Here is a 26,343-nt window from a genome sequence, read left to right as displayed (position 1 = left end):
ACCGCGCAGGTGCATAGTTTGTTGGGAGCGATAACAATTCAGCAACGCGACTGTTACTCCCCGGGTATCCCACGGGGGAGTCGACGTAACGACGGTCGTCAGTGGGTCTGCAACGACGCGGTGCGGGCGTCGGTCAGCGCCACCAGATCCGCCGCGGCCAGTTCGAGTTGCAGACCGCGCCGACCAGCCGAGACATAGATCGTCGGGAGATCCAGCGCGGATTCGTCCAGCACGGTGGGCAACCGTCGACGCTGCCCGAGCGGGCTGATCCCACCGCGTACGTAGCCGGTTGCCCGCTCGGCGACCGCCCGGTCGGCCAGCGCCGCCCGCTTGCCGCCGACCGCCGCCGCGAGCGCCTTGAGATCCAGCTCGCCGGTGACTGGAACGACCGCCACGGTGAGCGCGCCGTCGACCTCGGTCACCAGCGACTTGAACACGCGCTCCGGTGCCACGCCGAGCGCCACCGCCACCAACGCTCCGTAGTTCGGGGCGTCCGGCGACACCCGGTACGGATGGGTGCGATGCGCGATGCCGCGCTTGACCAACAGTGCCGTTGCCGGCGTGCCCTGTCCCGCCACAGCGACGAGGCTAGTACCTGTGTCAGGCCCTATTCGACCGGCCGGCCGATCAGCACCGTCGGTGCGCCGCCGACCCGGGTGAGCACCAGACTCGCCGACTCGTCCCCGGCCAGCCGTAGGTCCCGCCGGAGCTGCTCCGGGGTGAGCGCCGAACCCCGCTTGAGGATCTCCACGCGGCCCACCCGACGGTCGCGCAACAGCGTCCGCAGGCGCTTGAGCGAGAACGGCAGCACGTCGGTGATCTCCAGGCAGCGCGCGTACGGGGTGCGGATCGGCTGGTCGGCGTAGAGGTAGGCGATGCTCGGATCGCCCAGGGTGGCGTCCAGGTCGGTGGACAGTTCGGCCACGAGGTGCGCGCGCACCACCGCCGGGTCCGGGTCGTACAGGTAGCGGCGCGGCGGCCCGACCGGCGCCTCGGCGGCACCCGAGCCGGTGAGCTGGTGGCGGCGGGCCTCGGTGCCCCGCTGACGGTAGAGGGTGGCGCGGCGGGGCACCTCCGCCAGGTCGCCGCACCAGAGCGCGGCCTCGACCAGATCGCCGTCCACGCCGACCCACTCGGCCTCCGCGCCGGGCGGGATGAGCGCGTGGTCCAGGCCCGGCGCCACCTTCACCACGGTGCGCGGCACCCGCTCGGCCAGGCCGGTGACGAAGTCCCACGGCGGCGAGTAGGCGCGCGGGTCGAAGATCCGCCGCCCGGTGCCGGTCGTGCGGCGGGCCGGATCGCAGAAGACCCCGTCGACCCCTGACACGTCGAACCCGGTCGCGTCGCCGCACTCGACAGTGAACAGCTCGGCCAGCCCGGCCGCCTCGGCGTTGGCGGCGGCCATCGCCGCGGTCACCGGGTCGGCCTCCACCCCGTACACCCGGATGCCGGCACGGGCGGCGGCCAGCGCGTCGGCACCGAGCCCGCACCCGAGGTCGGCCAGGGTGCGCACGCCGGCCGCGTACAACCGGGCGGCCCGCCGGTCGGCGACCACCCGGCGGGTGGCCTGCTCCAGGCCGGGCCGGGTGAGGAACATCCCAGCGGCGGACGGGCCGAACTTGGCTGTCGCCCGGTGGCGCAGCTCGGCCTGGGTGAGGGCCGCGGCGGCCAACGTCGGCGGCACCCCGGCCGAGCGCAGCGCCGACGCCGCGACCAGTGGATCACCGCCGGCCAGCCCGGCCGCCGCCGTGAGCGCGGCCGACCCCTCGGGGGTACGCAGCGCCGCCAGCTGATCGAGATCCACCCGGCCATTGTCCCGGCCACCCAGGAAATCCTGACTGGCGGGGCGCGACGCGCTGGCACTCTCCTTGACGGAGTGCTAGCCACGGAATAACCTGCGATTAGCACTCTCACCCTGAGGGTGCCAGCTTCCGGGTCTCGCGACCCGGGTGCGCACGCCAGGCGGACCGGCACCCGCGACGACGGCACCGCCCGGTGGCATGAGGCAGATTGACGCTGGTCAGCCCCGCTGGCCAGCAACGAAACCAGTACCCCAGGAGGGTATGCCCGTGACTACCGCGACCAAGGTTGCGATCAAGCCGCTCGAGGACCGCATCGTGGTCCAGGCGAACGAGGCTGAGACCACCACGGCGTCGGGCATCGTGATCCCCGACACCGCCAAGGAGAAGCCGCAGGAGGGCACCGTCCTCGCTGTGGGCCCGGGGCGCGTCGACGACAACGGCAACCGGGTTCCGGTTGACGTGCAGGTCGGCGACACCGTCCTCTACTCGAAGTACGGCGGCACCGAGGTCAAGTACGCCGGCGAGGAGTACCTGGTGCTCTCCGCCCGCGACGTCCTCGCGGTCATCGAGAAGTAAGCAACCGATCAGTGCCACTGCCCCGGTCCGGCTCGCCGGGCCGGGGCAATGGCGCTTCGAAGGGACATTAATGGCGAAGATCCTGAGCTTCTCGGACGACGCCCGACACCTGCTGGAGCACGGTGTCAACGCCCTCGCGGACGCGGTCAAGGTCACCCTCGGCCCGCGCGGGCGCAACGTCGTCCTGGACAAGAAATTCGGTGCGCCGACGATCACCAACGATGGTGTGACCATCGCCAAGGAGATCGAGCTCACCAACCCGTACGAGAACCTTGGCGCGCAGCTGGTCAAGGAGGTGGCGACCAAGACCAACGACGTCGCCGGCGACGGGACCACCACCGCGACCGTGCTGGCCCAGGCGATGGTTCGCGAGGGTCTGCGCAACGTGACCGCCGGGACCAACCCGGCCGGCCTCAAGCGGGGCATCGACGCGGCGGCCACCAAGGTCTCCGAGGCGCTGCTCGGCCGTGCCGCCGAGGTCACCAGCAAGGAGTCGATCGCGAACGTGGCGACGATCTCCGCGCAGGACTCCACGATCGGCGATCTGATCGCCGAGGCGATGGAGCGCGTCGGCCGCGACGGTGTCATCACCGTCGAGGAAGGCTCGATGCTCACCACCGAACTGGACGTGACCGAGGGTCTCCAGTTCGACAAGGGCTTCATCTCGCCGAACTTCGTCACCGACCTGGAGGGTCAGGAGTCCGTCCTTGAGGACGCGTACATCCTGGTCACCACCCAGAAGATCTCGGCGATCGAGGAGCTGCTGCCGCTGCTGGAGAAGGTCCTGCAGAACAGCAAGCCCCTGCTGATCATCGCCGAGGACGTGGACGGCCAGGCGCTCTCCACCCTGGTGGTCAACTCGCTGCGCAAGACCCTCAAGGTCTGCGCGGTCAAGGCCCCGGGCTTCGGTGACCGGCGCAAGGCGATGCTCCAGGACATCGCGATCTCCACGGGCGCCGAGCTGGTCGCCCCGGAGCTGGGCTACAAGCTCGACCAGGTCGGCCTGGAGGTGCTCGGCACCGCCCGGCGCGTCGTGGTCGACAAGGAGAACACCACGATCGTCGACGGCGGTGGCCAGAAGGCCGACGTCGCCGACCGGGTGTCCCAGATCCGCAAGGAGATCGAGGCCTCCGACTCCGACTGGGACCGGGAGAAGCTGGCCGAGCGGCTGGCGAAGCTCTCCGGTGGCATCGCCGTCATCAAGGCTGGCGCGGCGACCGAGGTCGAGATGAAGGAGCGCAAGCACCGCATCGAGGACGCCATCGCGGCGACCAAGGCTGCGGTCGAGGAGGGCACCGTGCCCGGCGGCGGCGCCGCCCTGGTGCAGATCCTCTCGGTACTCGACGACGACCTGGGCTTCACCGGTGACGAGAAGGTCGGCGTCTCGGTCGTGCGCAAGGCGCTCGTCGAGCCGCTGCGCTGGATCGCCCAGAACGCCGGTCACGACGGCTACGTCGTGACGCAGAAGGTCGCCGACCTCAAGTGGGGCAACGGCCTCGACGCCGCCAAGGGCGAGTACGTCGACCTGGTCAAGGCCGGCATCATCGACCCGGTGAAGGTGACCCGCAACGCGGTCACCAACGCCGCCTCGATCGCCGGTCTGCTGCTCACCACGGAGAGCCTCGTGGTCGAGAAGCCGGAGCAGGCCGAGCCGGCCGCCGCCGGCGGGCACGGCCACGGTCACGGTCACGGCCACCAGCACGGCCCGGGCTTCTGATCCGGTAGCGACACCGGGGCACACCGCCGTACGGCGGTGTGCCCCGCTTCGTTGGGTGGGCTGGCAGGTCATTACCGAACGCTGACGTTGTTGGCGACCGGGCGAGATGATCGCGCACACTGGGCCGATGAGCACCACGTCACGGCGGTACGCCGCGTTGGCCGGAATCACCGCCGCCGCCGTCGCGATCGGGATCGCCGAACCGGTCGCGGTGTTGACCGGCCCCCGGTCGGCGCCCCTGGTCGCGGTCGGCGGGGTCATCGTCGACGCCGTCCCCGAGTCGCTGAAGCAACTCGCCATCGACCTCTTCGGCACCGCCGACAAGATCGCGCTGCTGGTCGGCACGGCCGTGTTGCTGGGCGGCTTCGCGGCGCTGTTCGGCGTACTGGCGATCCGCCGGCTGGCACTCGGCCTGGCCGGCATCGCCGCGTTCGGCGCCATCGGGGTGGCCGCCGCGCTGACCCGCTCCGGGGCGGACCTCGCCGACGCGCTGCCGTCGCTGGTCGGCGCCGGTCTCGGCGCCCTGGTGCTCTGGCTGTTCATCGCCGGACCGTTCGAGCTGAACCCCTGGCCCTGGTCACCACCCACGCCGACCGCTGGTCCTCTTCCGTCCGCTGGCCCGGTGTCGTCCGGCGGTCCGGTGTCGCCGGCTGGCCCGGTGCCAGTGACTCCCGCTGGGCCGACGGCGGCGGTCGGGCCCGCCGAAGTCGACCCGGAGTCGCGGCGGCGGTTCCTCACCGGGAGCGGGGTGCTGCTCGGCACGGCCGTGGTGGCCGGTCTCGGTGGGCGGTGGCTGGCGGGTCGGCGCGGCGTGTCCGCAGCCCGCGACGCGATCCGCCTGCCCGTGCCGGTCGCCCCCGCACCGGCCGTGCCGGCAGGCGCGGACCTCTCACTGACCCAGCTCGCGCCGTACGTCACCTCGAACTTCGGGTTCTACCGGATCGACACCGCGCTGGTGGTACCCCAGGTCGACCCGGACACCTGGCGGTTGCGGATACACGGGAGGGTCGGCAAGGAGCGCACCTACAGCTACGCGGATCTGCTGGCCCGACCGCTGGTCGAGCGGTACGTCACGCTGGCCTGCGTCTCCAACGAGGTGGGCGGGGACCTGATCGGCAATGCCCGCTGGCTCGGCGTACCCCTGCGGGAACTGCTGGACGAGGTCGAGCCCGACGACGACGCCGACCAGGTCGTTGGTCGGTCGGTCGACGGTTGGACCTGCGGTACCCCCACCGCCGCGCTGCGCGACGGGCGGGACGCGCTGCTGGCCGTCGGAATGAACGGTGAGCCGCTGCCGGTCGAGCACGGCTTCCCGGTCCGGGTGGTGGTGCCGGGCCTCTACGGCTACGTGTCGGCCTGCAAGTGGGTGACCGAACTGGAGCTGACCCGGTTCGCGGACTTCGACGCGTACTGGGTGCCGCGCGGCTGGTCCCCCCAGGGGCCGATCAAGACCCAGTCGCGGATCGACACGCCCCGGGGGCGCAACCGGCTGACCGCCGGACCGGTGACCGTCGCCGGAGTGGCCTGGGCGCAGCACCGGGGCATCCGCCGAGTCGAGATACGCGTCGACGACGGCCAGTGGCAGGAAGCCGCGCTGGCCCCGACCGTGTCGGTGGACACCTGGGTGCAATGGTCCTGGCGCTGGGACGCCACGCCGGGCGAACACCGACTTCAGGTCCGGGCGACGGACGCGACAGGTGAAACCCAAACCGAGCGTACGCAGGACGTCGTCCCGGATGGCGCCACCGGCTGGCACACGGTCACCGTCACCGTCCGCTGACCCACGGCACTGCGTCGCCCTCGGGCTGCGTCCGTGACCTGTGTTCCGCGGCGTCCTCTGCCCTCCGGTGGGCGGTGTGTGTGACGGCTCTGCGGGTCGGCGGGCTGTGTCCGCGACCTGTTCTGTGGGTCGGCGGCTGTGTCCGCGACCTGCTCTTTGGTCGGCGGGCTGGTTCGCGACCTGCCTTACGGGTTCCCGCGACTCTCCTTCGGGTCGGTCGGGCCGGCTGGTTGACCGGTGATACCCCAGAACGTGCATGCAGATCTTGGACACTTTCCGTTCGCGCGGAACGGAAAGTGTCCAAGATCTGCGGGCTCCGAGCACAGAAATGCCGCTGGCCGGCACCCCGGGGTTGCGGGTGCCGGCCAGCGGTCGTTGTCAGACTTCGCGGTGCGGTGGTGGTGTGGGTCAGCTGTTCCAGTGCTGGGCGACGAGGTCGGTGGCTTGCTGTTCCCACTGGGCGTAGGCGTCCGGGTAGGCCGATACCTGCACGGTCTGCGCGGCGTCGGTCAGCGGCATGTCCTGCCACCCGTCGACCTGCTTCAGACCCTTGAGGAACGCGGTGGTGGAGTACTCGGGGTCGGTGATCTGCTCCGGCGTGCCCCAACCCGAGCTCGGGCGCTGCTGGAACAGGCCCAGCGAGTCGTGGTCGTTCATGTCGCCGAGGTGACCCAGGTTCTCCAGCTTCGACTCCTGCAGGCTGGTCGCGATCGAGATGACCGCGGCCCGCTCCGGGAGGCCGGCCTTCTTCGTGGCGGCGATGATCGCCTTGGCGTTGGCGGTCTGCTCGTCGTTGAGGGTGATGTGGGACTGGTCGCCCTGCGGCTTCGGCGCGTTGGTCTGCACCGCCACCGCGACCGGCTTGGCGTCCACGGCCGGGTTGGCGTGGGCGGCGATCGGGCCGGCGAAGACACCACCGGCGAACGCGAGACCAGCAACAGACAGCATGCTCTTACGGAAGATCGTGTTCATGAGGGGTAGCTCCTTCGGGGGTAGGACACCCCGACCGCCAAAAGGGGGGGAACGGCGGCGAGGGTGTGAGCACCTCGTCCGGCGCTGCACAAACAAGGGGGAAAGTCTGGGGGGGTGACGCCTACGGTGACTCGGCGTCTGACGGCGGCCTACGGGCGGGGCTCGTGGCGCCGGGTCCCTGTGTAACGACCGGGGGCCGGGGGTCATTCCGGGGTTGGCCCACCTGCCGGGCACTCTCGTCGAGGCTGCGGCTGCGGTCGTTCGTGGGGACTACAACGGCCCGGGGGCCGGGGTCATTCCGAGGCTGGCCCACCTGCCGGCACCCTCGTCGGGGCGGTGCCTGCGGTCGTTCGTGGGGACTGTAACGACCGGGCGGAGGCTGGCATTCCAACCTGCGCGACCAGCCCAGGGGTCGGGCGGCGGGTCGGTGGTGCTGCGATCGTCAGGGTATGTAACGACCCCGGCCCGGCCATGATTCCGGCCCACGTGTGCATCCGAGCACTGGACAAAGGCCGCGTACCTCGCAGCAGCCTAAGCCCTGCGCACAGTCTGAATTCCCAGACCGGACAAACCTCTCAGCGCATCGTCTTTGCTTACCCAAGCGACCGCACAACCCGGCTTGATCCACTCGGGGTCATTGAGATCGGGGTGTCCGGGCGGACGGGAAGCCCCGACATCAAGGAACCCGTGTTGACCATGGTCGTGTCGGCGGCGGGGCGCAAGGAACCGCATGAACGGCACGAAACCGCGCCCCCGGGGCGGGGGCGCGGCTTCGCGGATGTTGGGGGTGCCTCGGGTCAGGCCACGTTGCGTTGGGCCGGGACGGTCGACTTGTGCGGCCGGCCCAGGCGGGCCTCCAGCCGTGCGACGTCGACCCGGGCGTGCCGGCGGTCCGCCAGGTCCTCCCAGCCGACGGCGAGCAGTCGCAGGCGCTCCGACTCGCTGAAGCCGCCCCAGACGCCGTACGGCTCGCGTACCGACAGTGCATGGGCGGCGCACTCGGCGCGGACCGGGCAGGCGCGGCAGACCGACTTCGCGGCGGACTCGCGGCGCAGCCGGGAAGAGCCACGCTCACCGTCGGGGTGGAAGAACTGGGCGCTGTCGCGCCCTCGGCAGGCACCGAGTCGCTGCCAGTCCCAGAGATCGACGATGGGTCCGGGCAGTCTACGTACGTTCGACATCAGCACCCCTCCTCCCGCGCGGCTCCGCGAGAATCCTTATGGCCGGCATCCGGGCGGCGGGCCGCGCAGGCGCACCGTTCCCGGCCTGGATCTCCCGGTACCCGGGCTTTCGCCAACTCACACGTCTGTGATCGAAAACGTCCGGGAAATTGCGGCTTTTGCCCCATCTGTCGGAAAAGTTCGAAGGATTGCCGGGAACCCCCTCCCCAGCCGACCGCGTCATGGTCTGCTCGTTGGCGGAGAGGAGACCACAGTGCGTACCGTTCTTGTGTGCGTTCGGACACCACTCGCGGCCCAGCACCTTACTTCTGCTGCCGCGCGGCTGGGGTTGTCCGCGATCGTTCGTACCGCCGTCTCTGATCCCGAGGTGATGCTGCGGCTGGCCGAGCGACCGGCCGACGTGGTCCTGGCCGACACGGCCCTCACCCGCCCGGACAGCGCCGGCTTCGTCCGCCGGGTCCTGGCGCGTGCGCCGCAGGCGGCGGTGCTGCTGCTCGGCACCGAGGAGTCCGAGGCCGCGGCGGCCACCATCAGCGCCGGGGCCCGGGGGCTCATCCAGAATGTCGACCATGACCTGACCAGCGCGGTGGCGAAGGCGCTACTGCTGCTCACCGCGCCCGGCCGAGCCTCTCGGCAGCGGATCACCGATCCGGCCCGCGATGCTGCGGCGGTGGGTGGTTCCGGTCGCTCCGGGCCGTCGCCGCGTGGCTCGGGTGAGCCCGGCTGGGCGGCCACGGCCGCTGACGGGCCGGCCGGTCTGGCGTCGGTGCCGGTCCAGCGGGGCGACGACGAGGCGGAGGCGGGTGCCGGCGAGTCGGCGGCCCAGACCGACCAGGGCCGTCCCACCCCGAACGCCCGGCCCAGTCGGGCGTCGATCGGCCTTACCGAGCGTGAGCTTCAGGTGCTGCTCGGCATGGCCGAGGGCAAGAGCAACGCGGAGATCGGCCGGGAGCTGTTCGTCTCCGAGGACACCGTCAAGACGCACGCCCGCCGGTTGTTCCGCAAGCTTGGCGCCCGGGACCGGGCACACGCGGTGGCGGCGGGGTTCCGCGCCGGCCTGGTCGCCTGACGTAAGCGCCGCGCCCGCCGACGTCACTTGGTGGCGGTCGGGGCGCCCGGCTCGTCCTCGGTGCCCTCGGACAGGGTGTCGTGCACCCCGTCCGCGTACCCCCGGGCGTAGTCCCAGGTCACGTAGTGGTCGGGGTCGGGGTCGTACGCGGGCTCGTGCACCCGGGGCCGACCGGAGTTGAGCAGGTGCCGCAGGTTGCCGCGGAGCAGGTCCCAGTCGAAGTAGTGCGGCTCGCGGCAGTCCTCGCATTCGATCACCAGCCCACGGACCCCGATGGGGGCCAGCAGAGCCTGGTAGATCTCCAGATCGGCGAGGTCTTCCAGCACATCCTGCCGCTCGACGTCGGTCAGCGGATCCGGCGTCGCGTCATCGCCCGGGTCATCCAGACCCGCGGTCGGATCGGCCGGGTCGCCATTGAACGGGTCGATGGGCTCGTCGTGCACCCCCTCACCGTAGACCCAACCCGGCGCGAACGTCCGCCCCCCGGCCTCCGCGCCGGCCCGGCCTGCCACGGACGGGTCGCCCAGCTCACTGGGTACGATGAGGCGACGTGCCGGCACCGTGGCGCGCTCCGGTGCCCGCCCGCGCCACCTCGCTGAAGCCCATCCGAGCAGCTCAGGGGAGCAATCGTGGAAAATTCGCCCAGCACCGATCTTCCGGCCGGCGTCGAGCACGCCGACCTGGGCGGCCACCTGCCCGAGCTGCCGGCCGGCTCCGCCCGGGTGGTTCCGCTCGGCCTCACCTTCGACGACGTGCTGCTCCAGCCGGGCGAGTCGGACGTGGTGCCCAGCCGGGTCAACACCCGGACGAAGCTCACCCGCAACATCGAGTTGTCCATTCCGCTGCTGTCCAGCGCGATGGACACGGTGACCGAGGCCCGGATGGCGATCGCCATGGCCCGCCAGGGCGGCATCGGCGTGTTGCACCGCAACCTCTCCCTGGAGGACCAGGCCCTCCAGGTCGACCTGGTCAAGCGCTCCGAGTCCGGCATGATCACCAACCCGGTGACCGCCAGCCCGGACGACACGCTGCGCGAGGTCGACGAGCTGTGCGGGCGTTACCGCATCTCGGGCGTTCCGGTGGTGGACGGCGACGGCCAGTTGGTGGGCATCGTCACCAACCGGGACATGCGGTTCGTCTCCGAGCCGAACACGCCGGTCCGCGAGATCATGACCCACACTCCGCTGGTCACCGCGCGGGTCGGGGTGAGCAAGGACGACGCTCTGGCGCTGCTGCGTCAGCACAAGGTCGAGAAGCTGCCGATCGTCGACGACTCGGGTCGGCTGCGCGGCCTGATCACCGTGAAGGACTTCACCAAGAGCGAGCAGTACCCGGACGCCAGCAAGGACGACGCCGGCCGCCTGCGGGTCGCCGCCGCGATCGGTGTGGGCGAGGACGCGTACAAGCGGGCCCGTGCGCTGGTCGACGCGGGCGTCGACGTGCTGATCGTGGACACCGCGCACGGGCACCAGCGGGCCGTGCTGGACATGGTCCGCCGGCTCAAGGCCGACGTGGCGGTCGACGTCATGGGCGGCAACGTGGCCACGTACGCCGGCGCGAAGGCGCTTGTCGACGCCGGTGCCGACGGCGTCAAGGTGGGCGTGGGGCCGGGCGCGATCTGCACCACCCGGATCGTCGCCGGCGTCGGCGTGCCGCAGGTGACCGCGATCATGGAGGCGGCCCGGGCCGCCCGCCCGGCCGGTGTGCCGGTGATCGGCGACGGCGGCATCCAGTATTCCGGCGACATCGCCAAGGCCCTGGTGGCCGGCGCCGACACGGTGATGCTCGGCAGTCTGCTGGCCGGCTGCGAGGAGAGCCCCGGTGAGCTGATCTTCGTCAACGGTAAGCAGTTCAAGACGTACCGCGGGATGGGGTCGCTCGGCGCGATGCAGTCCCGGGGGCAGGCCAAGTCGTACAGCAAGGACCGTTACTTCCAGCAGGACGTGCTCAGCGACGACAAGCTGGTCCCCGAGGGCGTGGAGGGTCAGGTGCCCTACCGGGGGCCGCTCTCCCGGGTGGCCCACCAGTTGGTCGGCGGTCTGCGGCTGGCCATGGGGTACGCCGGTGCGGAGAACATCCCCGATCTGCACCGCCGGGGCCAGCTCATCCGGATCACCGCGGCTGGCCTGAAGGAGAGCCACCCGCACGACATCCAGATGACCGTCGAGGCGCCCAACTACCACACCCGCTGACCCATCACCCCCAACCACCTGGAGTCCCCCATGCGTGACGTGGTCGAGATCGGGCTGGGCAAGACCGCGCAGCGCGGCTACCACCTGGACGACATCGCCATCGTGCCGAGCCGCCGTACCCGGGACGTCGACGACGTGTCGACGTCCTGGCAGCTCGACGCGTACCCGTTCGGCATTCCGTGCGTCGGGCACCCCTCCGACGCCACCATGAGCCCGTCCTCGGCGGTGCGCCTCGGTCAGCTCGGCGGCCTCGGCGTGCTCAACGTCGAGGGCCTCTGGACCCGCTACGAGAACCCGACGAAGGTGCTGGACGAGCTGGCCGGCCTGGACGAGGAGGCCCGCGCCACCAAGCGGCTCCAGGAGGTGTACGCCGAGCCGATCCGCCCGGACCTGATCGCCGAGCGGGTCCGCGAGCTGCGTGCCGGTGGCGGCACGGTGGCGGTGCGGGTCTCCCCGCAGCACACCCTCGCGTTGGCGCCGGTGATCCTGGACGCCGGCGTGGACATCCTGGTCATCCAGGGCACCATCGTCTCGGCCGAGCACGTGTCGACCACCGACGAGCCGCTGAACCTCAAGGAGTTCATCGCCGACCTCGACCTGCCGGTGATCGTCGGTGGCTGCACGGACTACAAGACGGCGCTGCACCTGATGCGTACCGGCGCGGCCGGCGTGATCGTGGGCATCGGTGGCGACGAGTGGTCGACCACCGAGTCCGTGCTGGGCATCCGGGTGCCGATGGCCACCGCGATCGCCGACGCCGCGGCGGCCCGCCGTGACTACCTGGACGAGACCGGCGGCCGGTACGTGCACCTGATCGCCGACGGTGACATCCAGACCTCGGGTGACATCGCCAAGGCGCTCGGCTGCGGCGCGGACGCCGTGATGCTCGGTGAGCCGTTGTCGCTGTGCGACGAGGCGCCCGCCGGTGGTGCCTGGTGGCACTCGGCGGCGAGCCACCCGTCGCTGCCCCGGGGTGCCTTCGAGGTCTCCGGTGAGCCGCTCGGGTCGATGGAGCAGCTGCTCTTCGGGCCGGCGGACGAGGCCGACGGCCAGCTCAACCTGTTCGGTGGGCTGCGTCGGGCGATGGCCAAGTGCGGTTACCGCGACCTGAAGGAGTTCCAGAAGGTCGGTCTGGTCCTCGACCGCTGACTGATCCGTCAGACGCCGGAAGGCCGGCCCCGCGACACCGCGGGGCCGGCCTTCGTCGCGTTCAGCGGGGAGTCACTTCTCCAGGTAGATGGTCAGGTCGGACATGTTGCGGTAGCTGGTCGCCGCGAAGTCCAGCGACTGGCCCTTGTTGTCCGTGCCGCCGGGGGCGGTGTCCATCTCCCAGTTGGCGTGGTGGAAGTTGCGCTCGCCGATGGTCTGGAAGAACTGCTGGAAGTTGAGGTCGCCGTCGCCCAGCGGGGTCATCTGGTAACCGTTGGGGACGCTGGTGTCCCGGTCGCCGTCCTTGGCGTGGAAGAGCGGGAACCGGGTGGTCCGGTCGGCCACGGTGAGGATCGGGTCGAACAGGTCGGTCACCTCCTGGCCGGCCGGGTTGACGTACTTCTGGTGCTTGTAGCGGGCCACGTAGGCCCAGTAGATGTCCAGCTCGAAGAAGACGTACCGCGGGTCGGTGATCTCGAAGAAGTACTCCAGCCGGCGGATGCCGGAGGACCGGGTCTGCCGGCCCTGGGCGTCGCGCGGGCCCCGGTCGATGAGGAAGCTGTACGCGGCGTCGTGGTTGTGCGTGTAGAGCCGCATGCCCCGGGCCCGGGCCTGCCGGCCCAGCTCGTTCCAGATGTCCGCGGCGGCGTCCCACTCGGCCTTGTACGCGCTGCTGGTCGGGTCGCTGCCGGTGCCGATGTTCTTCATGCCGAGTTCCTCGGCGATGTCCAGTTGTTGCTGGAAGGTGGCCGGCTGGATCGAGGCGTGGGTGCCGTTGGCCACCAGACCGTTGTCGTCGAGGATCTTGCGGATCTCGGCGGGAGTGATCTGCCGACCGAGGATCTCGGTGCTCTGGGTGTAGCCGGCGAACTCGATCTCCTTGTAGCCGATCTCGGCGAGTCGAGCGAGGACGCGCTCGAAGCCGTACGGCACCCCGCTGTCGTCGGGCGCGGCGGTGATCCGGTCGCGGACGCTGTAGAGGATGATGCCGCGGTTCTTGGCCGGGATCAGCGGCTCGACCCGCAGCTTGCTCGCGTTGCCGGGGTTGGCGAGCGCCGGGGTGCCGGTGGCGAGGACGGGTAGGCCGGCCGCGCCGATCGCGGCGGCAGCCCCGGCGGAGGCGGCGAGCAGGGAGCGGCGGCTGAGCCGGCCGGTGGGGGTGGCGCCGGGGGCGGTGTGGTCTGGCATGGTTCCACCTTTCGCGACGGTGGTCGGAGATCGACACTAACGTCGGTCTAAGTCGAAAGAAAGATTCGATCGACGGCAGCTTTTGTTCGATTCGACGAAAGTCACTGATGATCGTCGATACCGGCCGCGCGGCCGGCGATGCTGACTACGCTCGTCCTGACCGGGTCGCCGCAGAGGGCCGCAGCGCCGCGCAAGGTCGGAACGCCGCAGGAGGGGTGGGCATGGTCCTGACCGGACGGAGACTGCGCGCCGCCGCTGCGCTGACCTGCGTGATCGCAATGGTGGCCACCGGTTGTACGGGCGACGACCGCGACGGCTTCCGGCCCGGTGCGGCCGACGTCGGCGACCCGTACGTGCCGGGGCACGGCAACGGCGGCTACGACGTCGGGCACTACGGCCTCGACGTCCGCTACGACCCGTCGACCGACCGGCTGACCGGTCGAGCCGTCATCACCGCCACCGCCACCCAGGACCTGTCCCGGTTCAACCTGGACCTGGTCGGCCTGGAGGTCCGGGCTGTCGACGTGGGTGACGCGGCGGCCGAGCACCGGCGCCGCGACGGCGAGTTGGTGGTGACGCCCCGCGACGGCCTGCCGCGCGGCCGGCAGTTCACAGTGACTGTCGAGTACGCGGGCGTCCCCACGGCCGTCGACAACGGGGCGCTGGGCAGCGGTGGTTTCCTGCACACCGCCGACGGCGCGGTGGCGCTCGGCCAACCCGACTCGGCCGCCACCTGGTTCCCGGTCAACGACCACCCGTCCGACAAGGCCACCTACGACCTGGCGGTGACCGTTCCGGACGGCCTGGCCGCGCTGAGCAACGGCGTACCCGGGCCGAAGAGCAGCGCCGACGGTTGGACCACCTGGCGCTGGTCGGAGCGCGCCCCGATGGCCAGCTACCTGAGCACGCTCGTGATCGGTGACTACCGGGTGGTGACCGGCGCGCACGCCGGCCGTCCGATGGTCACGGCGGTGGCCGCGAGCCTGCCGGCGACCGGCGGCGCGGCCACCTCGCTGGCCCGCACCGGCGCGATCGTCGACTTCCTGGCCAGCCGCTTCGGCCCGTACCCGTTCGACTCGTACGGGGGGATCGTGATCGCCGACGACCGGATCGGGTACGCGCTGGAGACCCAGTCCCGGCCGGTCTACGGGCCGGCCTTCTTCTCCGACGACCAGCCGAACCCGAGCGTCGTCGCGCACGAGCTGGCGCACCAGTGGTTCGGCGACAGCGTGTCACTCACCAGGTGGGGCGACATCTGGCTCAACGAGGGCTTCGCCAGCTACGCCGAGTGGCTGTGGGAGGAGCACGACGGCGGCCGGACCGTCCAGCGCAACTTCGAGATCCAGTACGCGGCGACCGACTGGGCGCAGCCGTCGGTCGAGCCGGGCCGGGAGCAGATGTTCGGCACGGCCGTCTACAAGCGCGGGGCGCTCGCCGTGCACGCGTTGCGCCGGACCGTCGGTGACGACCTCTTCTTCCGCATCCTGCGCACCTGGACCAGCGAGCGGGCGGCCGGCAACGCGACCACCGCGGACCTCGTCGCGCTGGCCGAACGGGTCGCGCAGCGGCAACTGCGTCCGCTCTTCGACGCCTGGTTGGTGGGTGGGTCGGCCCCCACACTGCCGTGACCCGGCCCCGCTGCCCGGTCGATATGCTGCCGCCTGCGAACGGCGGGTAGGTGCCCGTTCGCGCGGAGCGGCGGAGGCCGTGACCGGCCACCGTGCGGAAAGGGTGTGGGATGCGGGGGACGCGGCACAGACTGCGAATGGGTGCCGGCCTGCTGGTGACCGGTGCGCTCGCACTGTCCGGATGCGACTCGACAGCCCCGGAGACGGCGCTACCACCAAGCGCGTCCCCCACGCCGGCGCGGACGTTCACCGCGGGCGCCGACGGGGTCGGCGACGCCTACTTCCCGACCTACGGCAACGGCGGCTACGACGTCGCGCGGTACACGGTCAAGGTGCGCTACGACCCGGCCAAGGACCAGTTGACGGGTACGACCACCGTGCGGGCCACCGCGACCGCCAACCTGTCGACGTTCAACCTCGACCTGGCCGGCCTGACCGTCAGCGCGGTCACCGTGGACGGCGCACCGGCGACCCACAGCCGCAAGCGGAACGAGCTGGTGATCAAGCCGGCTTCCGGTCTGATCAACGGCAACGGGTTCGTCGCCGAGATCACCTACGCCGGCAAGCCGAAGCCGCTGAAGAACGAGACGCTCGGTGACGGCGGCTTCCTGCACACCGCCGACGGTGCCATCGCGCTGGGCCAGCCCGAGTCGGCCAGCACCTGGTTCCCGGTCAACGACCACCCGTCGGACAAGGCGGCCTACGACTTCGAGGTCACCGTTCCGGACGGCCTGACCGCGATCAGCAATGGCGTTCCCGGCGGAAAGACCAGCACGGGCGGTTGGACCACCTGGAAGTGGTCGGAGAAGTCGCCGATGGCCAGCTATCTGAGCACTCTGGTGATCGGCAAGTTCCGGATCACCACCGGCGAGCACAAGGGCCGCCCGGTCTACAACGCGGTCACCACCACCGTGGCCAAGGGAAACGCGGACGCGTCCATCGCCCGGACCGTCGAGGTGGCCGACTACCTGGAGAGTGTGTTCGGGCCGTACCCGTTCGACGCGTACGGCGGGGTGGTGATCTCCGACAGCCGGATCTCCTACGCCCTGGAGACGCAGAGCCGACCGGTCTACGCGGCGAGCTTCTTCCGGCAGGGCGAGAACACCGAGGTCGTCGCCCACGAGTTGGCCCACCAGTGGTTCGGCGACAGCGTCGCGTTGGCCAAGTGGGAGGACATCTGGCTCAACGAGGGCTTCGCGACGTACGCGGAGTGGCTCTGGGCCGAGCACACCGAGGCGTACACCGCCAAGGAGGCGTTCGACAGCCGGTACGCCGAGATGTCCGCGCAGGTGTGGAGGACGCCGCCGGGCAAGCCGGGTGCGGAGAAGCTGTTCAGCGAGTCGGTCTACCAGCGCGGCGGGATGACCCTGCACGCCCTGCGGGTGGGCGTCGGCGACAAGGCGTTCTTCGAGATCGTCAAGACCTGGGCGGCGGAGAAGCGCGACGGCACCGCCACCACTGCCGAGTTCGTGGCCCTGGCCGAGCGGATCTCCGGCAAGCAGCTCGACGCGATCTTCGACGCCTGGCTCTACGGCACGGAGAAGCCCGACCTGCCCAAGCGGCTTTGAGCGGCGGTCAGTTCTTCACGACCAGTTTGGGGTGGGCGGCCAGGTACGCGTCGGCGCGGCCGGCGCGCAGTTCGGTGAGGAATTTGCGGCCCTCGGTGGTCAGCTGTTCGCCCCGGTAGGCGCTGCCCTTGCCGACACCGGAACCGGGCAGCCCGACCAGCGTGAAACGGCTCTCCGGCAAGCCGCTGAGGGCGTACGCGATGTCGACGATGCGGCGCCCGCCCACGTAGACCAGCGTGTCGCCCAGCGCGGAGACCACCTGGTCGACGCGTTCCGGTTGCCGGGCCAGGCCCTCGTCCAGGATCTTGCGGGTCATCGCCCGGATCAGCTGCTGCTGGTGACGCTGTCGCGCGTAGTCACCGCCGGTGATGTAGCGCTGCCGCGCGTAGTCCAGCGCCTGCCAGCCGTTGAGGTGCCGGTCGCCCTTCTCGTAGACCTGCTGCGGCCCCTTGTACCCGCCCGGCGCGCTCTCCCGGTACTTGCCGTCCGGTCGGCGGTGCAGCGACTCGACCCGCTGGTCGACGTAGATGTCCACCCCTCCCAGGGCGTTCACCAGTCGGTCGAACCCGTTGAAGGTGAGCACCGCGCCCGCGTCGATGCGTAGCCCGGTGTAACCGCTGACCGTGCTGCGCAGCAGCTCGTACCCCTGGGCCGTGCTGGGTTGTTTGGGTTTGCCCGGCACCCGGCTGCCGAAGCTCATCGCGTGCGTGAGCTTGGTCTTGCCGCCCTTGTAGTCGGCCTTCGGGAACGCCGGGATGTCCACCAGGAGGTCGCGGGGGAGCGAGAAGAGGTACGCGCGACCCAACCCCTTGGGTACGTGCAGCACCAGCACGGCGTCACCGTGCGGCTCCCAGCCGGGCACGCTGACCCGGGTGTCCACTCCGACCAGCAGCAGGTTGAGCGGGCCGGTGATGTCCGCGCCCGGCGGCGGACCGCTGGGGCTTGGGGTCGGCGTGGCGACCGGCGACGGGGTGGGTGAGCCGGCCACCGGCGCGCCGCCCGGCTTGTTGTCCCCGGTCAGCCGGGTGATCACCACCGTGCCGGCCGCGATCAGCGCGACGACGGCGAGGGCCGCCAGCCCCAGCAGCAGCCACCGTCGGCGCGGCGCCATCGACCCGAGAACCATCTTGGATTCCTTCCACCCGTCTGGTGAACAACGCTCCGACGGGTGCTCCCGGTTGCGGCCGGGAGGCGCCGGGTCGGTCGGCCGGAGCATGATCGCGCGAAAAGTGCCGCTGGCGCGAGCGCTACTCGCGAGTAATGATGCGTTCATGCGGTACGACGTGGTCGTCATCGGGTCCGGCTTCGGTGGCAGCGTCACCGCGCTCCGAGTGGCCGAGAAGGGTTACTCGGTCGCGGTGCTGGAAGCCGGCCGCCGCTTCGCCGACGACGAGTTCCCGCAGACGTCCTGGCGGGTCCGCCGGTTCCTCTGGGCACCGAAGCTGGGCTGCTACGGCATCCAACGACTCACCCTGCTCCGCCCGGCCGACCGACGGTCCGGCGGCGGGGTGCTGGTGCTCTCCGGCGCCGGGGTGGGCGGCGGTTCACTGGTCTACGCGAACACCCTCTACGAACCGCTGCCGGCCTTCTACGACGACCCACAGTGGCGGGACATCACCGACTGGCGCGACGAGTTGGCCCACCACTACGACCAGGCGAAACGGATGCTCGGCGTCACCACGTACCCGGTGCACACCGGCGCGGACCGGGCCATGCGCGCGGTGGCCGAGCGAATGGGGGTGGGGCACACCTTCCACGCCACCCCGGTGGGCGTGCACATCGGCCGGCCCGGCCAGCGGGTCGCCGACCCGTACTTCGGCGGTGCCGGCCCGGAACGCACCGGCTGCCTGCACTGCGGCTCGTGCATGACCGGCTGCCGGCACGGGGCGAAGAACACGCTGGTCAAGAACTACCTCTGGCTCGCGGAACGGCTCGGGGTCACGGTCCGTCAGTTGACCACGGTGACCGCGGTCCGGCCCACCGATGGCGGTGGGTACGAGGTGCACACCGAACGCACCGGCGCCTGGCTGCGCAAGGGCCGGCAGGTCATCCACGCCGACCAGGTGGTCTTCGCCGCCGGGGCGCTCGGCACCCAGCGGCTGCTGCACGCGATGCGGGCCGACGGCGCGCTACCCGGGCTCTCGCCCCGCCTCGGCGAGCTGACCCGGACCAACTCCGAGGCCATCCTCGGTGCCTCGGTGCCCCGCCAACGGGCCCGGTCCGAGCGGTTGGACTACACCGAGGGGGTGGCCATCACCAGCTCGTTCCACCCCGACCCGCAGACGCACATCGAGCCGGTGCGCTACGGGCGGGGCTCCAACGCGATGGGGCTGCTCCAGTCGCTGCTGGTCGACGGCGGCCCACACCGGGTACGCCGCTGGCTGGGCAGCATCGTGCGCCAGCCCCGGCTGGCCGCGCGGATGCTGTCGGTACGCGGCTGGTCGGAACGGACGGTGATCGCCCTGGTCATGCAGTCGGTGGACAACTCGCTGACCACCCGGTGGCGGCGTGGCCCGCTCGGCCGCAGATTGGTCACCGGCCCGGGCCACGGCACGCCCAGCCCGACCTGGATCCCGGCCGGCAACACCGCGGCCCGGATGCTCGCCGACGAGATCGGCGGCACCCCCGGCGGGTCACTCACCGAACCCTTCGACATCCCGATGACCGCGCACATCCTCGGCGGGGCGGTCATCGGGGCCACCCCGGCCAACGGGGTGATCGACCCCTGGCACCGGGTGTACGGGCACGCGGGGCTGCACGTGGTCGACGGCGCCGCCGTCTCGGCGAACCTGGGCGTGAACCCCTCCCTGACGATCACCGCGCAGGCGGAACGGGCGATGTCCTTCTGGCCCAACAAGGGCGATGAGGACCCCCGCCCGGCGGTCGGCTCCCCGTACCGCCGCCTGCCTGCCGTACCCCCGCGCCAGCCGGCGGTGCCGACGGACGCCCCCGGCGCCCTTCGCCCCTAATCGACGTCGGCACTGAGGAGCCATCGCACGTCCGGCCAGCCGCGCTCATCGATCTTGAGGCGGGGTGCGGCGAGCCACTGCGATGTGCGGTCGGCAAGAGTGTCCGGGTCGACGGCGAACGGACGGCACAGGGCGGCGACCTCGGCCGGCTCGGTTGGTGGTGGTTCAAGCTGCTGCGTGCCGAGCACGAGCAGGTCGTCGAAGGCGATTGGCCGGTCAACGACCGACGTCAGTTGGTCGAGCGGCGCGGTGTCCTCGCCACCGGCAACGAGCAGGGGTCGGACCTCGGCTGCGATGTCCTGCAGTGACGTGCCGGTCAGCGCCGACATACGGACTGCCCGCAGCGCCCAGTTCGAGCCACTGCGGGCGAAATGGTCCCAGGGAGACTCAGCGAAGAATTGCTGGACGAGCTTGCTCGGGGCCTGGTCGGCAAGGTTGGCGGGAAGGCGTGCGGGCAGATCGAAGCGGCGGGCCAGGCCCCGGTACCGCTCCAGGTCGGTGAGCGCCTGCCCGAGCATCACACCCTCCAGGGTGGCGAGTGCCACCAACGTATCGACGGCGACGAGGGCATGGGAAAGCTGCCCGCCGAGCACCTCGGCATGTCGTCTCAGCTGACCTCTCGACTCTGGTCTGAGGCGAACTACCTCGGTCAGTCGCTCGCTGCCGACTCCCGCTCGTATCAGGAGGTCGATGGCGCTGGACAATTCATCCCATTCAACCTCGTACAGGATCTCGGACAGCGCCTCCAGATCGTCGACCGTGTCGTCGAGCAAGCGTCCGTTGCCCTGAGCCAAGGCGGGGCACGCTTCGACGGCCGCTATAACCGGCAACCAATCCTCGACGTGCGGCTCGATCCGGAAGCCCGCCGCGGAAAGCTCGGCCAGGATCTGGTCGTGGTCTGGTCCGTTCTCCCAGGATGCCTCGTAGGCGGCGAAGGCGACATTGAGGGCGGGGATGGTAGCGCGATAAAAAGGAGCCACGCGATCGCAGTCCCGGGACGCCGCCAGCACCGCGTAACGACTCAAGTGCGGCGTCACGTTCGTGTACCTGGCCCGGGTCATCGTCACGGAATCGGCGAACAGAACCCGCCGGGCCTCCACCCTGAGATCTCCGAGGCCTGCGGAACGCAGTTTGGCGAACCGCTTCATCGCGGTCTCCCGGTCGAGTGTCGGAACGGGAAGCCATGCCGCTGCAGGCATGATGCGAGTGGCCGTCCACTCGGGCACGTTCTCCTCCACCGCTTGCGTGCTGATCACAGCGAAGGTCAAATCGCGGAGGAGGATCGGTAGGTTACGAAGTGGAGAATCGGCAAGTGACCGCCAAGTCTCCGCATTCCGCCTCGCCGACAACCCGGCTGCCGCAGGGGTCAGGCTGAGCGACGCCGGCTGTTCGAGCAGCGCCAACGCCCAACCGTAGACGGCTACCGCACCTAGGGTGACCTGCAGATGTTCTGCGAGTGTCTGCAGTTCGCCAAGAACTCGCTCCCGCCCGAACGTCGCGCTGGCGACATCATCGCCGGCGCTTCTCTGACGTGCCGCGGGGCCGAAGTCGGCGGGAAGATGACGGTATCCGTTGAGGACAGCGGCCAACCGGTCGTCGAAAGGCGGTATCCCCGGGGGCGGGCTGGATCGTTCGCCATCCACGATGACGGCGATGCGGGCGGCATCGAGGACGTTGCGTCGGTCTCCTCGGCGGTGGAGCAGATCCGGGTCCCGCAGATACAGCCCGTCCCGAGCAGGCACCAGTGACCGCGGTTTGGTCCGGTATGCCGCCGAGTCGGGAATATCGACGTGGTCGACCGGCGGGCCGACGATCAACGGCCGGTCGCGCAGCCTCTGCCAGGCCAGGCGTGCTGCCGGCGTGTCCGTGCTGAAGAGACCCAAAAGCCAGTTCCCGGACGCGTCGGCCCATTCGCCCACCCTGGAGGCGGCCTGCTGGATGCGTTCACTCACCGCCCGGCGGTCGTACCCCAGCAGCGTTCGACGGTCCACGCTGAGGTTCGGCTGAGCCCATCCGCCAAGCGAAACGGTGCAGCCGTTGGATCGATGGCGTTGGGAGACGCTTGTCGGGATGCCGTTGACCAGGATCTCGCCCGGCCCCTCGTGAAAGAAGACGGCGAGGTCCGGTGCCCGGAAACAGGGCGTCACCTCGTTGCCATTGCGGTCGTACAGCCTGTCAGCGTGCCACGTCTTACCCTCGAAGAGCACCGGGATGGTGGGCGCCCGGACGGTCCAGTTCAGCGCCTCGGCCAGGTCGAACTCTTGGGACTCGGGATTGAGGAACAGCCGAACGACAGTTCCACCGCCGGTGGGCTCGACCTGGCCGCCGTCGCTGATCTGGAACAGGTCCGACCCACCACGGATTCGCACCAGGATCGGCGCTTGAAGACCTAACCGGCGATCGACCCGTGTCGTCCGAACCTCCAACTCGTCGGCGATCATGAAATAGCTGAGCACTCCGATGCCGAACTGCGAGATCGGTTGGAACTCGGCGCCGCCGTCGGTGGCCCACTCGGCGGACTCCTGGATGAACTCCGGAAGGTCCCGGAACCGACGCCCCGCCTTTGCGAACGCCTCCCGGATCTCGTGGTGCGACATACCGATGCCGTTGTCACGGCATTCGAGATACCGGCGTCCACAGTCAACACCCATCCGGAATTTGATTGCCGGACTCCAGTCGTACTCGTCGCCCTGGAGGTGCTGGAGTCGGCGTTCCCGGTAGCGGCAGGCGTCGACGGCGTTCTGGTACAGCTCGCGGACGGCGAGCGCCGGATCCTGGTAGAGGTTTGTGCCCATCAGGAGGTGCCGCGTCTCCGACGTAGAGACTCGGAAGGTCACGTGCGGTAGGCGGAACGAGGCTCGCTCGGGTTGCAGCCGACTCGTGGCGATCAAGTGCGGCGTCTTGGTCTGGTGCAGCGGGCCACCCGGCTGGCGGTGCGTCAGCAGGATCTCGTTCGTCTCCACCACGAGCTGCCGGATCGCCTGGTCGATCGGTGCGCTGCGGGTCCAGAGGCTCAGATCCAGAAGGTTTTGCACCCGGTGCCAGCGCGCCTCTTGAAGACCTGCCAGGGCATCGGCGATGGGTAGACCGTCGTGCGTCAGATGGATGCCGCTGGCCGGTTCGAAGAACCGGGTGTCAATGCTCAGGCGCCAGAGCAGTTGCAGCGCGGCGGCCAGCCGCCGGCCGTTGACGCTGGACCGGACAGGTTCCAGGTCGATCTCCAGCTCGGTAGGGTCCAGATCCGTCAGGCTGCGGGACGGGTCGAGGGCGTAGCGCACCGCGTCGACGAGGTAGTTCGCCGTTCGACCAACACCGGCCGCTGGCAGGTCGGGCTTGATTCCCCGGATGATGTCCGTGGTGCCTGTCCGGAGCCTGCCGTTGGTATCGAGGGCGCACTCCCGAACTGCGGCGAGGTGAGCGGCCCACTGCCGGAGTGGCGACGCGGGGTCGTCGCCCTGATCGACGGCCCTACGCAACCCAGGCTCGGCGGCGAGTACACACTCCACCGACCAACACGGGTCCGACCGGGCCAGCAGGCTCAGCTCGGCGTTGCGAACGGCCGCGTCGACGACCGCAGTCATCCCGACCAGCACCAGCCGTTCGAACGGGGTGGCGAGGATCGCGGGAGCGAGTTCCCGCAGGGTGCGGGCGAGTCGATCGACGAGGCCGGGTTGCAGCCAAGGGCTCGTCGCCCGACCGGCCAGGACGGAATTGGCCGACGCCTCTGCCTCCAACCCGTCCGCGATTTTCAGTAGCCGCTCGATCTGTGGGGGTGACGGCTCTGGCCGGCCTGACGACGTCTCGCCCAGGATGTCGGGAAGCTCGTTGCGGAGCAGCCGGCTCCACCGGTCCTCGGCGAGCATGGCGGGGCTGAACGCGAACAGGGGGAACGCGGCAGTGTCCGGATTGACATTGCTGACCACATCCAGGTGTTGGTTGGGTAGGCCCTCCTGGCCGCAGATCAGCGTCATCCGTTCCTGCACCAGCGCGGTGGCCCGGGCGAGGCGTACCTCCGGTGGGAGGCTGGGTAGCAGCTCCACGAGCGCCCGAGTGAACACGCTGCACGCGTCGGCCCCCGCGACGCTATGCGCGACAGCCGGAGCCTGGGTCGCGAAGACGAAGGTGGTCGCGGTACTCGACGGCATCGGCGGCCGGTGTGGGCCGTCGTCTGGCTCGCCGTCCCGGCAGGCGTCGATCAGGAAGGTGACCGAGCGGGCCGGGCTGATCTTGACTTCCTCGTCGAACCAGACCGGCACCAGATAGCTGCGCTGATCAGGTAAGCGCGGGTTGGCAGACGAGGGCACCAGATAGCTGATCCCGTCGAAGTAGCGGCCGTGCCCGCTGAAATAGACGATCAGGTCATCATCGACATCGCAGTCGATGAGAAACTCGGCGACTGCCGTGCGGATGGTGTCCGAGCCGACCTCGGCGTCCTCGGCCAAAATCACCTTCGACACAGTTACCCCGGTGTCGCCGAGACCGCGCCTGAGCCTCTGCACGTCCGCCTTGACGGCTGACCTGATGGCAGCGCTGTAACCACCCGTGTAGTGCGCAATGCCGACGAGAAGCGCCCGACGCATTCCGTCACTCGGCTCGCTTGTAGAGCACCCGGATGCCCCCGGTGATGCCAACGGTGGCGCTGCCGAGCAGCTTGACACCGCCTTCGCCGGTCAACTCGACGGTCAGTTCGACCTCGTCCATCCGCCAGCGACGTCGACTGCCGTCGGTGGGGTCGGGGTCGTCCGGCAGGAGCACCTGCAACTCCTCGAGTGCCGCCCGTACCCGTTCGGCGTTGACCGTGATCGTCCTCAACTGCCGGTCGACAAGGCCCTTGCTGTGTTCGTCTATTACCCAGGCATCCACGCTGGCGAGGGTAGTGGTCGCTTTCAACCCCCGATGGTCTCGTCGTGGCCGTTGACCGATGCGTACCCTTTGCCGCCGCTCCCACCCGACTGCGGGGCGGCCGTGACTGTCGGTAGGCTTCGTGCACATGAGCCTGCCTCGCCCCGTCCTCGTGGTGGACTTCGGAGCCCAGTACGCCCAGCTCATCGCCCGCCGGGTCCGTGAGGCGAAGGTCTACTCCGAGATCGTGCCGCACTCGATGCCGATCGCCGAGATGCTGGCGAAGAACCCCGCCGCGATCATCCTCTCCGGTGGCCCGGCCAGCGTCTACGCCCCCGATGCGCCGCAGATCGACGCGGGCGTGTTCAACGCCGACGTGCCGGTCTTCGGCATCTGCTACGGCTTCCAGGCGATGGCTCAGGCGCTCGGCGGCACGGTCACCAGGACCGGCAACCGGGAGTACGGCGGCACCCCGCTGCGCCCCCGCCTCCTCGACCCCGGTGTGCTGCTGCGTGACCTGCCGGCGGACCTGCCGGTCTGGATGAGCCACGGCGACTGCGTCACCGAGGCGCCCGAGGGCTTCACGGTGACCGCCGAGTCGGCGGGCGCGCCGGTCGCCGCATTCGAGGACCTGGCCGGGCGCCGGGCCGGCGTGCAGTTCCACCCGGAGGTCGGGCACACCGCGCACGGCCAGGAGATGCTGACCCGCTTCCTCTACGACATCGCCGGCATCGAGCCGACCTGGACGCCCGAGAACATCATCGACGAGCAGGTTGCCCGGATCCGCGCCCAGGTCGGCGACAAGGAGGTCATCTGCGGCCTCTCCGGCGGGGTGGACTCCGCCGTCGCCGCTGCGCTGGTGCACAAGGCGGTCGGTGACCAGCTCACCTGCGTCTTCGTCGATCACGGCCTGCTGCGTGCCGGCGAGGCCGAGCAGGTGGAGAAGGACTACGTCGCCGCCACCGGCATCAAGCTGAAGGTGGTCGACGCCACCGACCGGTTCCTCGGCGCGCTCGCCGGGGTGATCGACCCGGAGCAGAAGCGCAAGATCATTGGTCGGGAGTTCATCCGGGTCTTCGAGGCGGCGGCCCGCGAGATCGCCGCCCACGGCGACGTCGAGTTCCTCGTCCAGGGCACCCTCTACCCCGACGTGGTGGAGTCCGGCGGCGGCACCGGTACCGCCAACATCAAGAGCCACCACAACGTCGGCGGCCTCCCGGAGGACCTGAAGTTCGCACTGGTCGAGCCGCTGCGCACCCTGTTCAAGGACGAGGTCCGGGCGCTCGGCCTCCAGCTGGGCCTGCCCGAGGCGATGGTCTGGCGGCACCCGTTCCCCGGCCCCGGCCTGGCCATCCGGATCATCGGCGCGGTCGACCAGGAGCGCCTCGACCTGCTCCGCCAGGCCGACCTGATCGCCCGCGAGGAGCTGACCGCCGCCGGCCTCGACCGGGGTGTCTGGCAGTTCCCGGTGGTGCTGCTCGCCGACGTGCGCAGCGTCGGCGTGCAGGGAGACGGGCGCAGCTACGGGCACCCCGTGGTGCTGCGCCCGGTCTCCAGCGAGGACGCGATGACCGCCGACTGGTCCCGGCTGCCCTACGAGTTGGTGGCCCGGATCTCCACCCGGATCACCAACGAGGTCGCCGAGGTCAACCGGGTGGTCCTGGACGTCACCAGCAAGCCGCCGGGCACCATCGAGTGGGAGTGAGCGCC

Annotated in this window: 19 protein-coding genes; 10 read left to right on the top strand and 9 right to left on the bottom strand. The window is 70.3% G+C overall.

From position 1 onward, the window contains the following. Window positions 1-98: 98 nt before the first annotated feature. Window positions 99-578, bottom strand: coding sequence for a Cys-tRNA(Pro) deacylase (ybaK, locus tag ACIBD9_RS13780; protein WP_396717426.1), 480 nt, complete (start codon window positions 576-578; stop codon window positions 99-101). Between the two features lie 29 nt (window positions 579-607). Beyond that, the gene (locus tag ACIBD9_RS13775) at window positions 608-1,804 is read right to left on the bottom strand and encodes a methyltransferase domain-containing protein (RefSeq protein ID WP_396717424.1); all 1,197 of its coding nucleotides are present in this window, start codon (window positions 1,802-1,804) and stop codon (window positions 608-610) included. Window positions 1,805-2,063: 259 nt separating this feature from the next. On the opposite strand from ACIBD9_RS13775, the gene groES reads away from it, so the two are divergent. The 3 genes from groES (at window position 2,064) to ACIBD9_RS13760 (ending at window position 5,875) form a co-directional block, all read left to right on the top strand. Next, on the top strand, window positions 2,064-2,378 hold the full coding sequence (groES, locus tag ACIBD9_RS13770; protein ID WP_030330046.1) for a co-chaperone GroES: 315 nt from the start codon (window positions 2,064-2,066) through the stop codon (window positions 2,376-2,378). Between the two features lie 70 nt (window positions 2,379-2,448). Further along, complete coding sequence (groL, locus tag ACIBD9_RS13765; RefSeq protein WP_396717422.1) at window positions 2,449-4,095, top strand: chaperonin GroEL; 1,647 nt, start codon at window positions 2,449-2,451, stop codon at window positions 4,093-4,095. Window positions 4,096-4,222: 127 nt separating this feature from the next. Further along, a complete protein-coding gene (locus ACIBD9_RS13760) occupies window positions 4,223-5,875 on the top strand; it encodes a molybdopterin-dependent oxidoreductase (RefSeq protein ID WP_396717420.1) in 1,653 nt (550 codons plus the stop codon). Window positions 5,876-6,283: 408 nt separating this feature from the next. Here ACIBD9_RS13760 and ACIBD9_RS13755 read toward each other — a convergent pair whose 3' ends face one another. Next, window positions 6,284-6,847 carry a hypothetical protein gene (locus tag ACIBD9_RS13755; RefSeq protein WP_396717418.1) on the bottom strand — a complete coding sequence of 188 codons (564 nt, stop codon included), beginning with the start codon at window positions 6,845-6,847 and terminating at the stop codon, window positions 6,284-6,286. Window positions 6,848-7,644: 797 nt separating this feature from the next. After that, on the bottom strand, window positions 7,645-8,028 hold the full coding sequence (locus tag ACIBD9_RS13750; protein WP_091406539.1) for a WhiB family transcriptional regulator: 384 nt from the start codon (window positions 8,026-8,028) through the stop codon (window positions 7,645-7,647). A gap of 253 nt (window positions 8,029-8,281) precedes the next feature. On the opposite strand from ACIBD9_RS13750, the gene ACIBD9_RS13745 reads away from it, so the two are divergent. Next, window positions 8,282-9,097, top strand: a complete 816-nt coding sequence (locus ACIBD9_RS13745) for a response regulator transcription factor (protein ID WP_396717416.1) — start codon at window positions 8,282-8,284, stop codon at window positions 9,095-9,097. Window positions 9,098-9,120: 23 nt separating this feature from the next. On the opposite strand, the gene ACIBD9_RS13740 is transcribed toward ACIBD9_RS13745, so the two are convergent. After that, window positions 9,121-9,540, bottom strand: a complete 420-nt coding sequence (locus ACIBD9_RS13740; RefSeq protein WP_030337860.1) for a DUF5319 domain-containing protein — start codon at window positions 9,538-9,540, stop codon at window positions 9,121-9,123. Window positions 9,541-9,726: 186 nt separating this feature from the next. Between ACIBD9_RS13740 and guaB the strand changes: the two genes are divergently transcribed. Together guaB and ACIBD9_RS13730 are read left to right on the top strand one after the other, a co-directional pair. After that, window positions 9,727-11,289 (top strand): IMP dehydrogenase, encoded by a 1,563-nt coding sequence (gene guaB / locus ACIBD9_RS13735; protein ID WP_350857927.1) that lies wholly within the window; start codon window positions 9,727-9,729, stop codon window positions 11,287-11,289. Window positions 11,290-11,319: 30 nt separating this feature from the next. Next, a complete protein-coding gene (locus ACIBD9_RS13730; RefSeq protein WP_124778268.1) occupies window positions 11,320-12,438 on the top strand; it encodes a GuaB3 family IMP dehydrogenase-related protein in 1,119 nt (372 codons plus the stop codon). Window positions 12,439-12,510: 72 nt separating this feature from the next. On the opposite strand, the gene ACIBD9_RS13725 is transcribed toward ACIBD9_RS13730, so the two are convergent. Continuing rightward, window positions 12,511-13,626, bottom strand: a complete 1,116-nt coding sequence (locus tag ACIBD9_RS13725) for a sugar phosphate isomerase/epimerase family protein (RefSeq protein WP_396717414.1) — start codon at window positions 13,624-13,626, stop codon at window positions 12,511-12,513. Between the two features lie 221 nt (window positions 13,627-13,847). Between ACIBD9_RS13725 and ACIBD9_RS13720 the strand changes: the two genes are divergently transcribed. Further along, on the top strand, window positions 13,848-15,254 hold the full coding sequence (locus tag ACIBD9_RS13720) for a M1 family metallopeptidase (RefSeq protein WP_396717412.1): 1,407 nt from the start codon (window positions 13,848-13,850) through the stop codon (window positions 15,252-15,254). A gap of 110 nt (window positions 15,255-15,364) precedes the next feature. Next, window positions 15,365-16,822 carry a M1 family metallopeptidase gene (locus ACIBD9_RS13715; protein WP_396717409.1) on the top strand — a complete coding sequence of 486 codons (1,458 nt, stop codon included), beginning with the start codon at window positions 15,365-15,367 and terminating at the stop codon, window positions 16,820-16,822. A gap of 7 nt (window positions 16,823-16,829) precedes the next feature. Here ACIBD9_RS13715 and ACIBD9_RS13710 read toward each other — a convergent pair whose 3' ends face one another. Further along, the gene (locus ACIBD9_RS13710; protein ID WP_396717407.1) at window positions 16,830-17,948 is read right to left on the bottom strand and encodes an LCP family protein; all 1,119 of its coding nucleotides are present in this window, start codon (window positions 17,946-17,948) and stop codon (window positions 16,830-16,832) included. Between the two features lie 145 nt (window positions 17,949-18,093). On the opposite strand from ACIBD9_RS13710, the gene ACIBD9_RS13705 reads away from it, so the two are divergent. Next, complete coding sequence (locus ACIBD9_RS13705) at window positions 18,094-19,791, top strand: FAD-dependent oxidoreductase (RefSeq protein WP_396717405.1); 1,698 nt, start codon at window positions 18,094-18,096, stop codon at window positions 19,789-19,791. Here ACIBD9_RS13705 and ACIBD9_RS13700 read toward each other — a convergent pair. Together ACIBD9_RS13700 and ACIBD9_RS13695 are read right to left on the bottom strand one after the other, a co-directional pair. Then, window positions 19,788-24,371 carry a caspase family protein gene (locus ACIBD9_RS13700; RefSeq protein ID WP_396717402.1) on the bottom strand — a complete coding sequence of 1,528 codons (4,584 nt, stop codon included), beginning with the start codon at window positions 24,369-24,371 and terminating at the stop codon, window positions 19,788-19,790. The two genes, ACIBD9_RS13705 and ACIBD9_RS13700, sit on opposite strands and share 4 nt — an antisense overlap. A 4-nt stretch (window positions 24,372-24,375) precedes the next feature. After that, window positions 24,376-24,681: a hypothetical protein gene (locus ACIBD9_RS13695; RefSeq protein ID WP_396717399.1), complete on the bottom strand. Its 306-nt coding sequence runs from the start codon at window positions 24,679-24,681 to the stop codon at window positions 24,376-24,378. 100 nt (window positions 24,682-24,781) lie between these two features. Here ACIBD9_RS13695 and guaA point away from each other — a divergent pair, with 100 nt between their 5' ends. Then, entirely contained in the window at window positions 24,782-26,338 is a 1,557-nt protein-coding gene (gene guaA, locus ACIBD9_RS13690) for a glutamine-hydrolyzing GMP synthase (protein WP_387169282.1), read from the top strand. The last annotated feature ends 5 nt before the right edge of the window (window positions 26,339-26,343 follow it).

Source organism: Micromonospora sp. NPDC050784, assembly GCF_044456765.1.
GTDB lineage: Bacteria > Actinomycetota > Actinomycetes > Mycobacteriales > Micromonosporaceae > Micromonospora > Micromonospora foliorum.
Note: the sequence above shows the minus strand (reverse complement) of the source record. Positions and strands in the feature narration are given on the sequence as shown.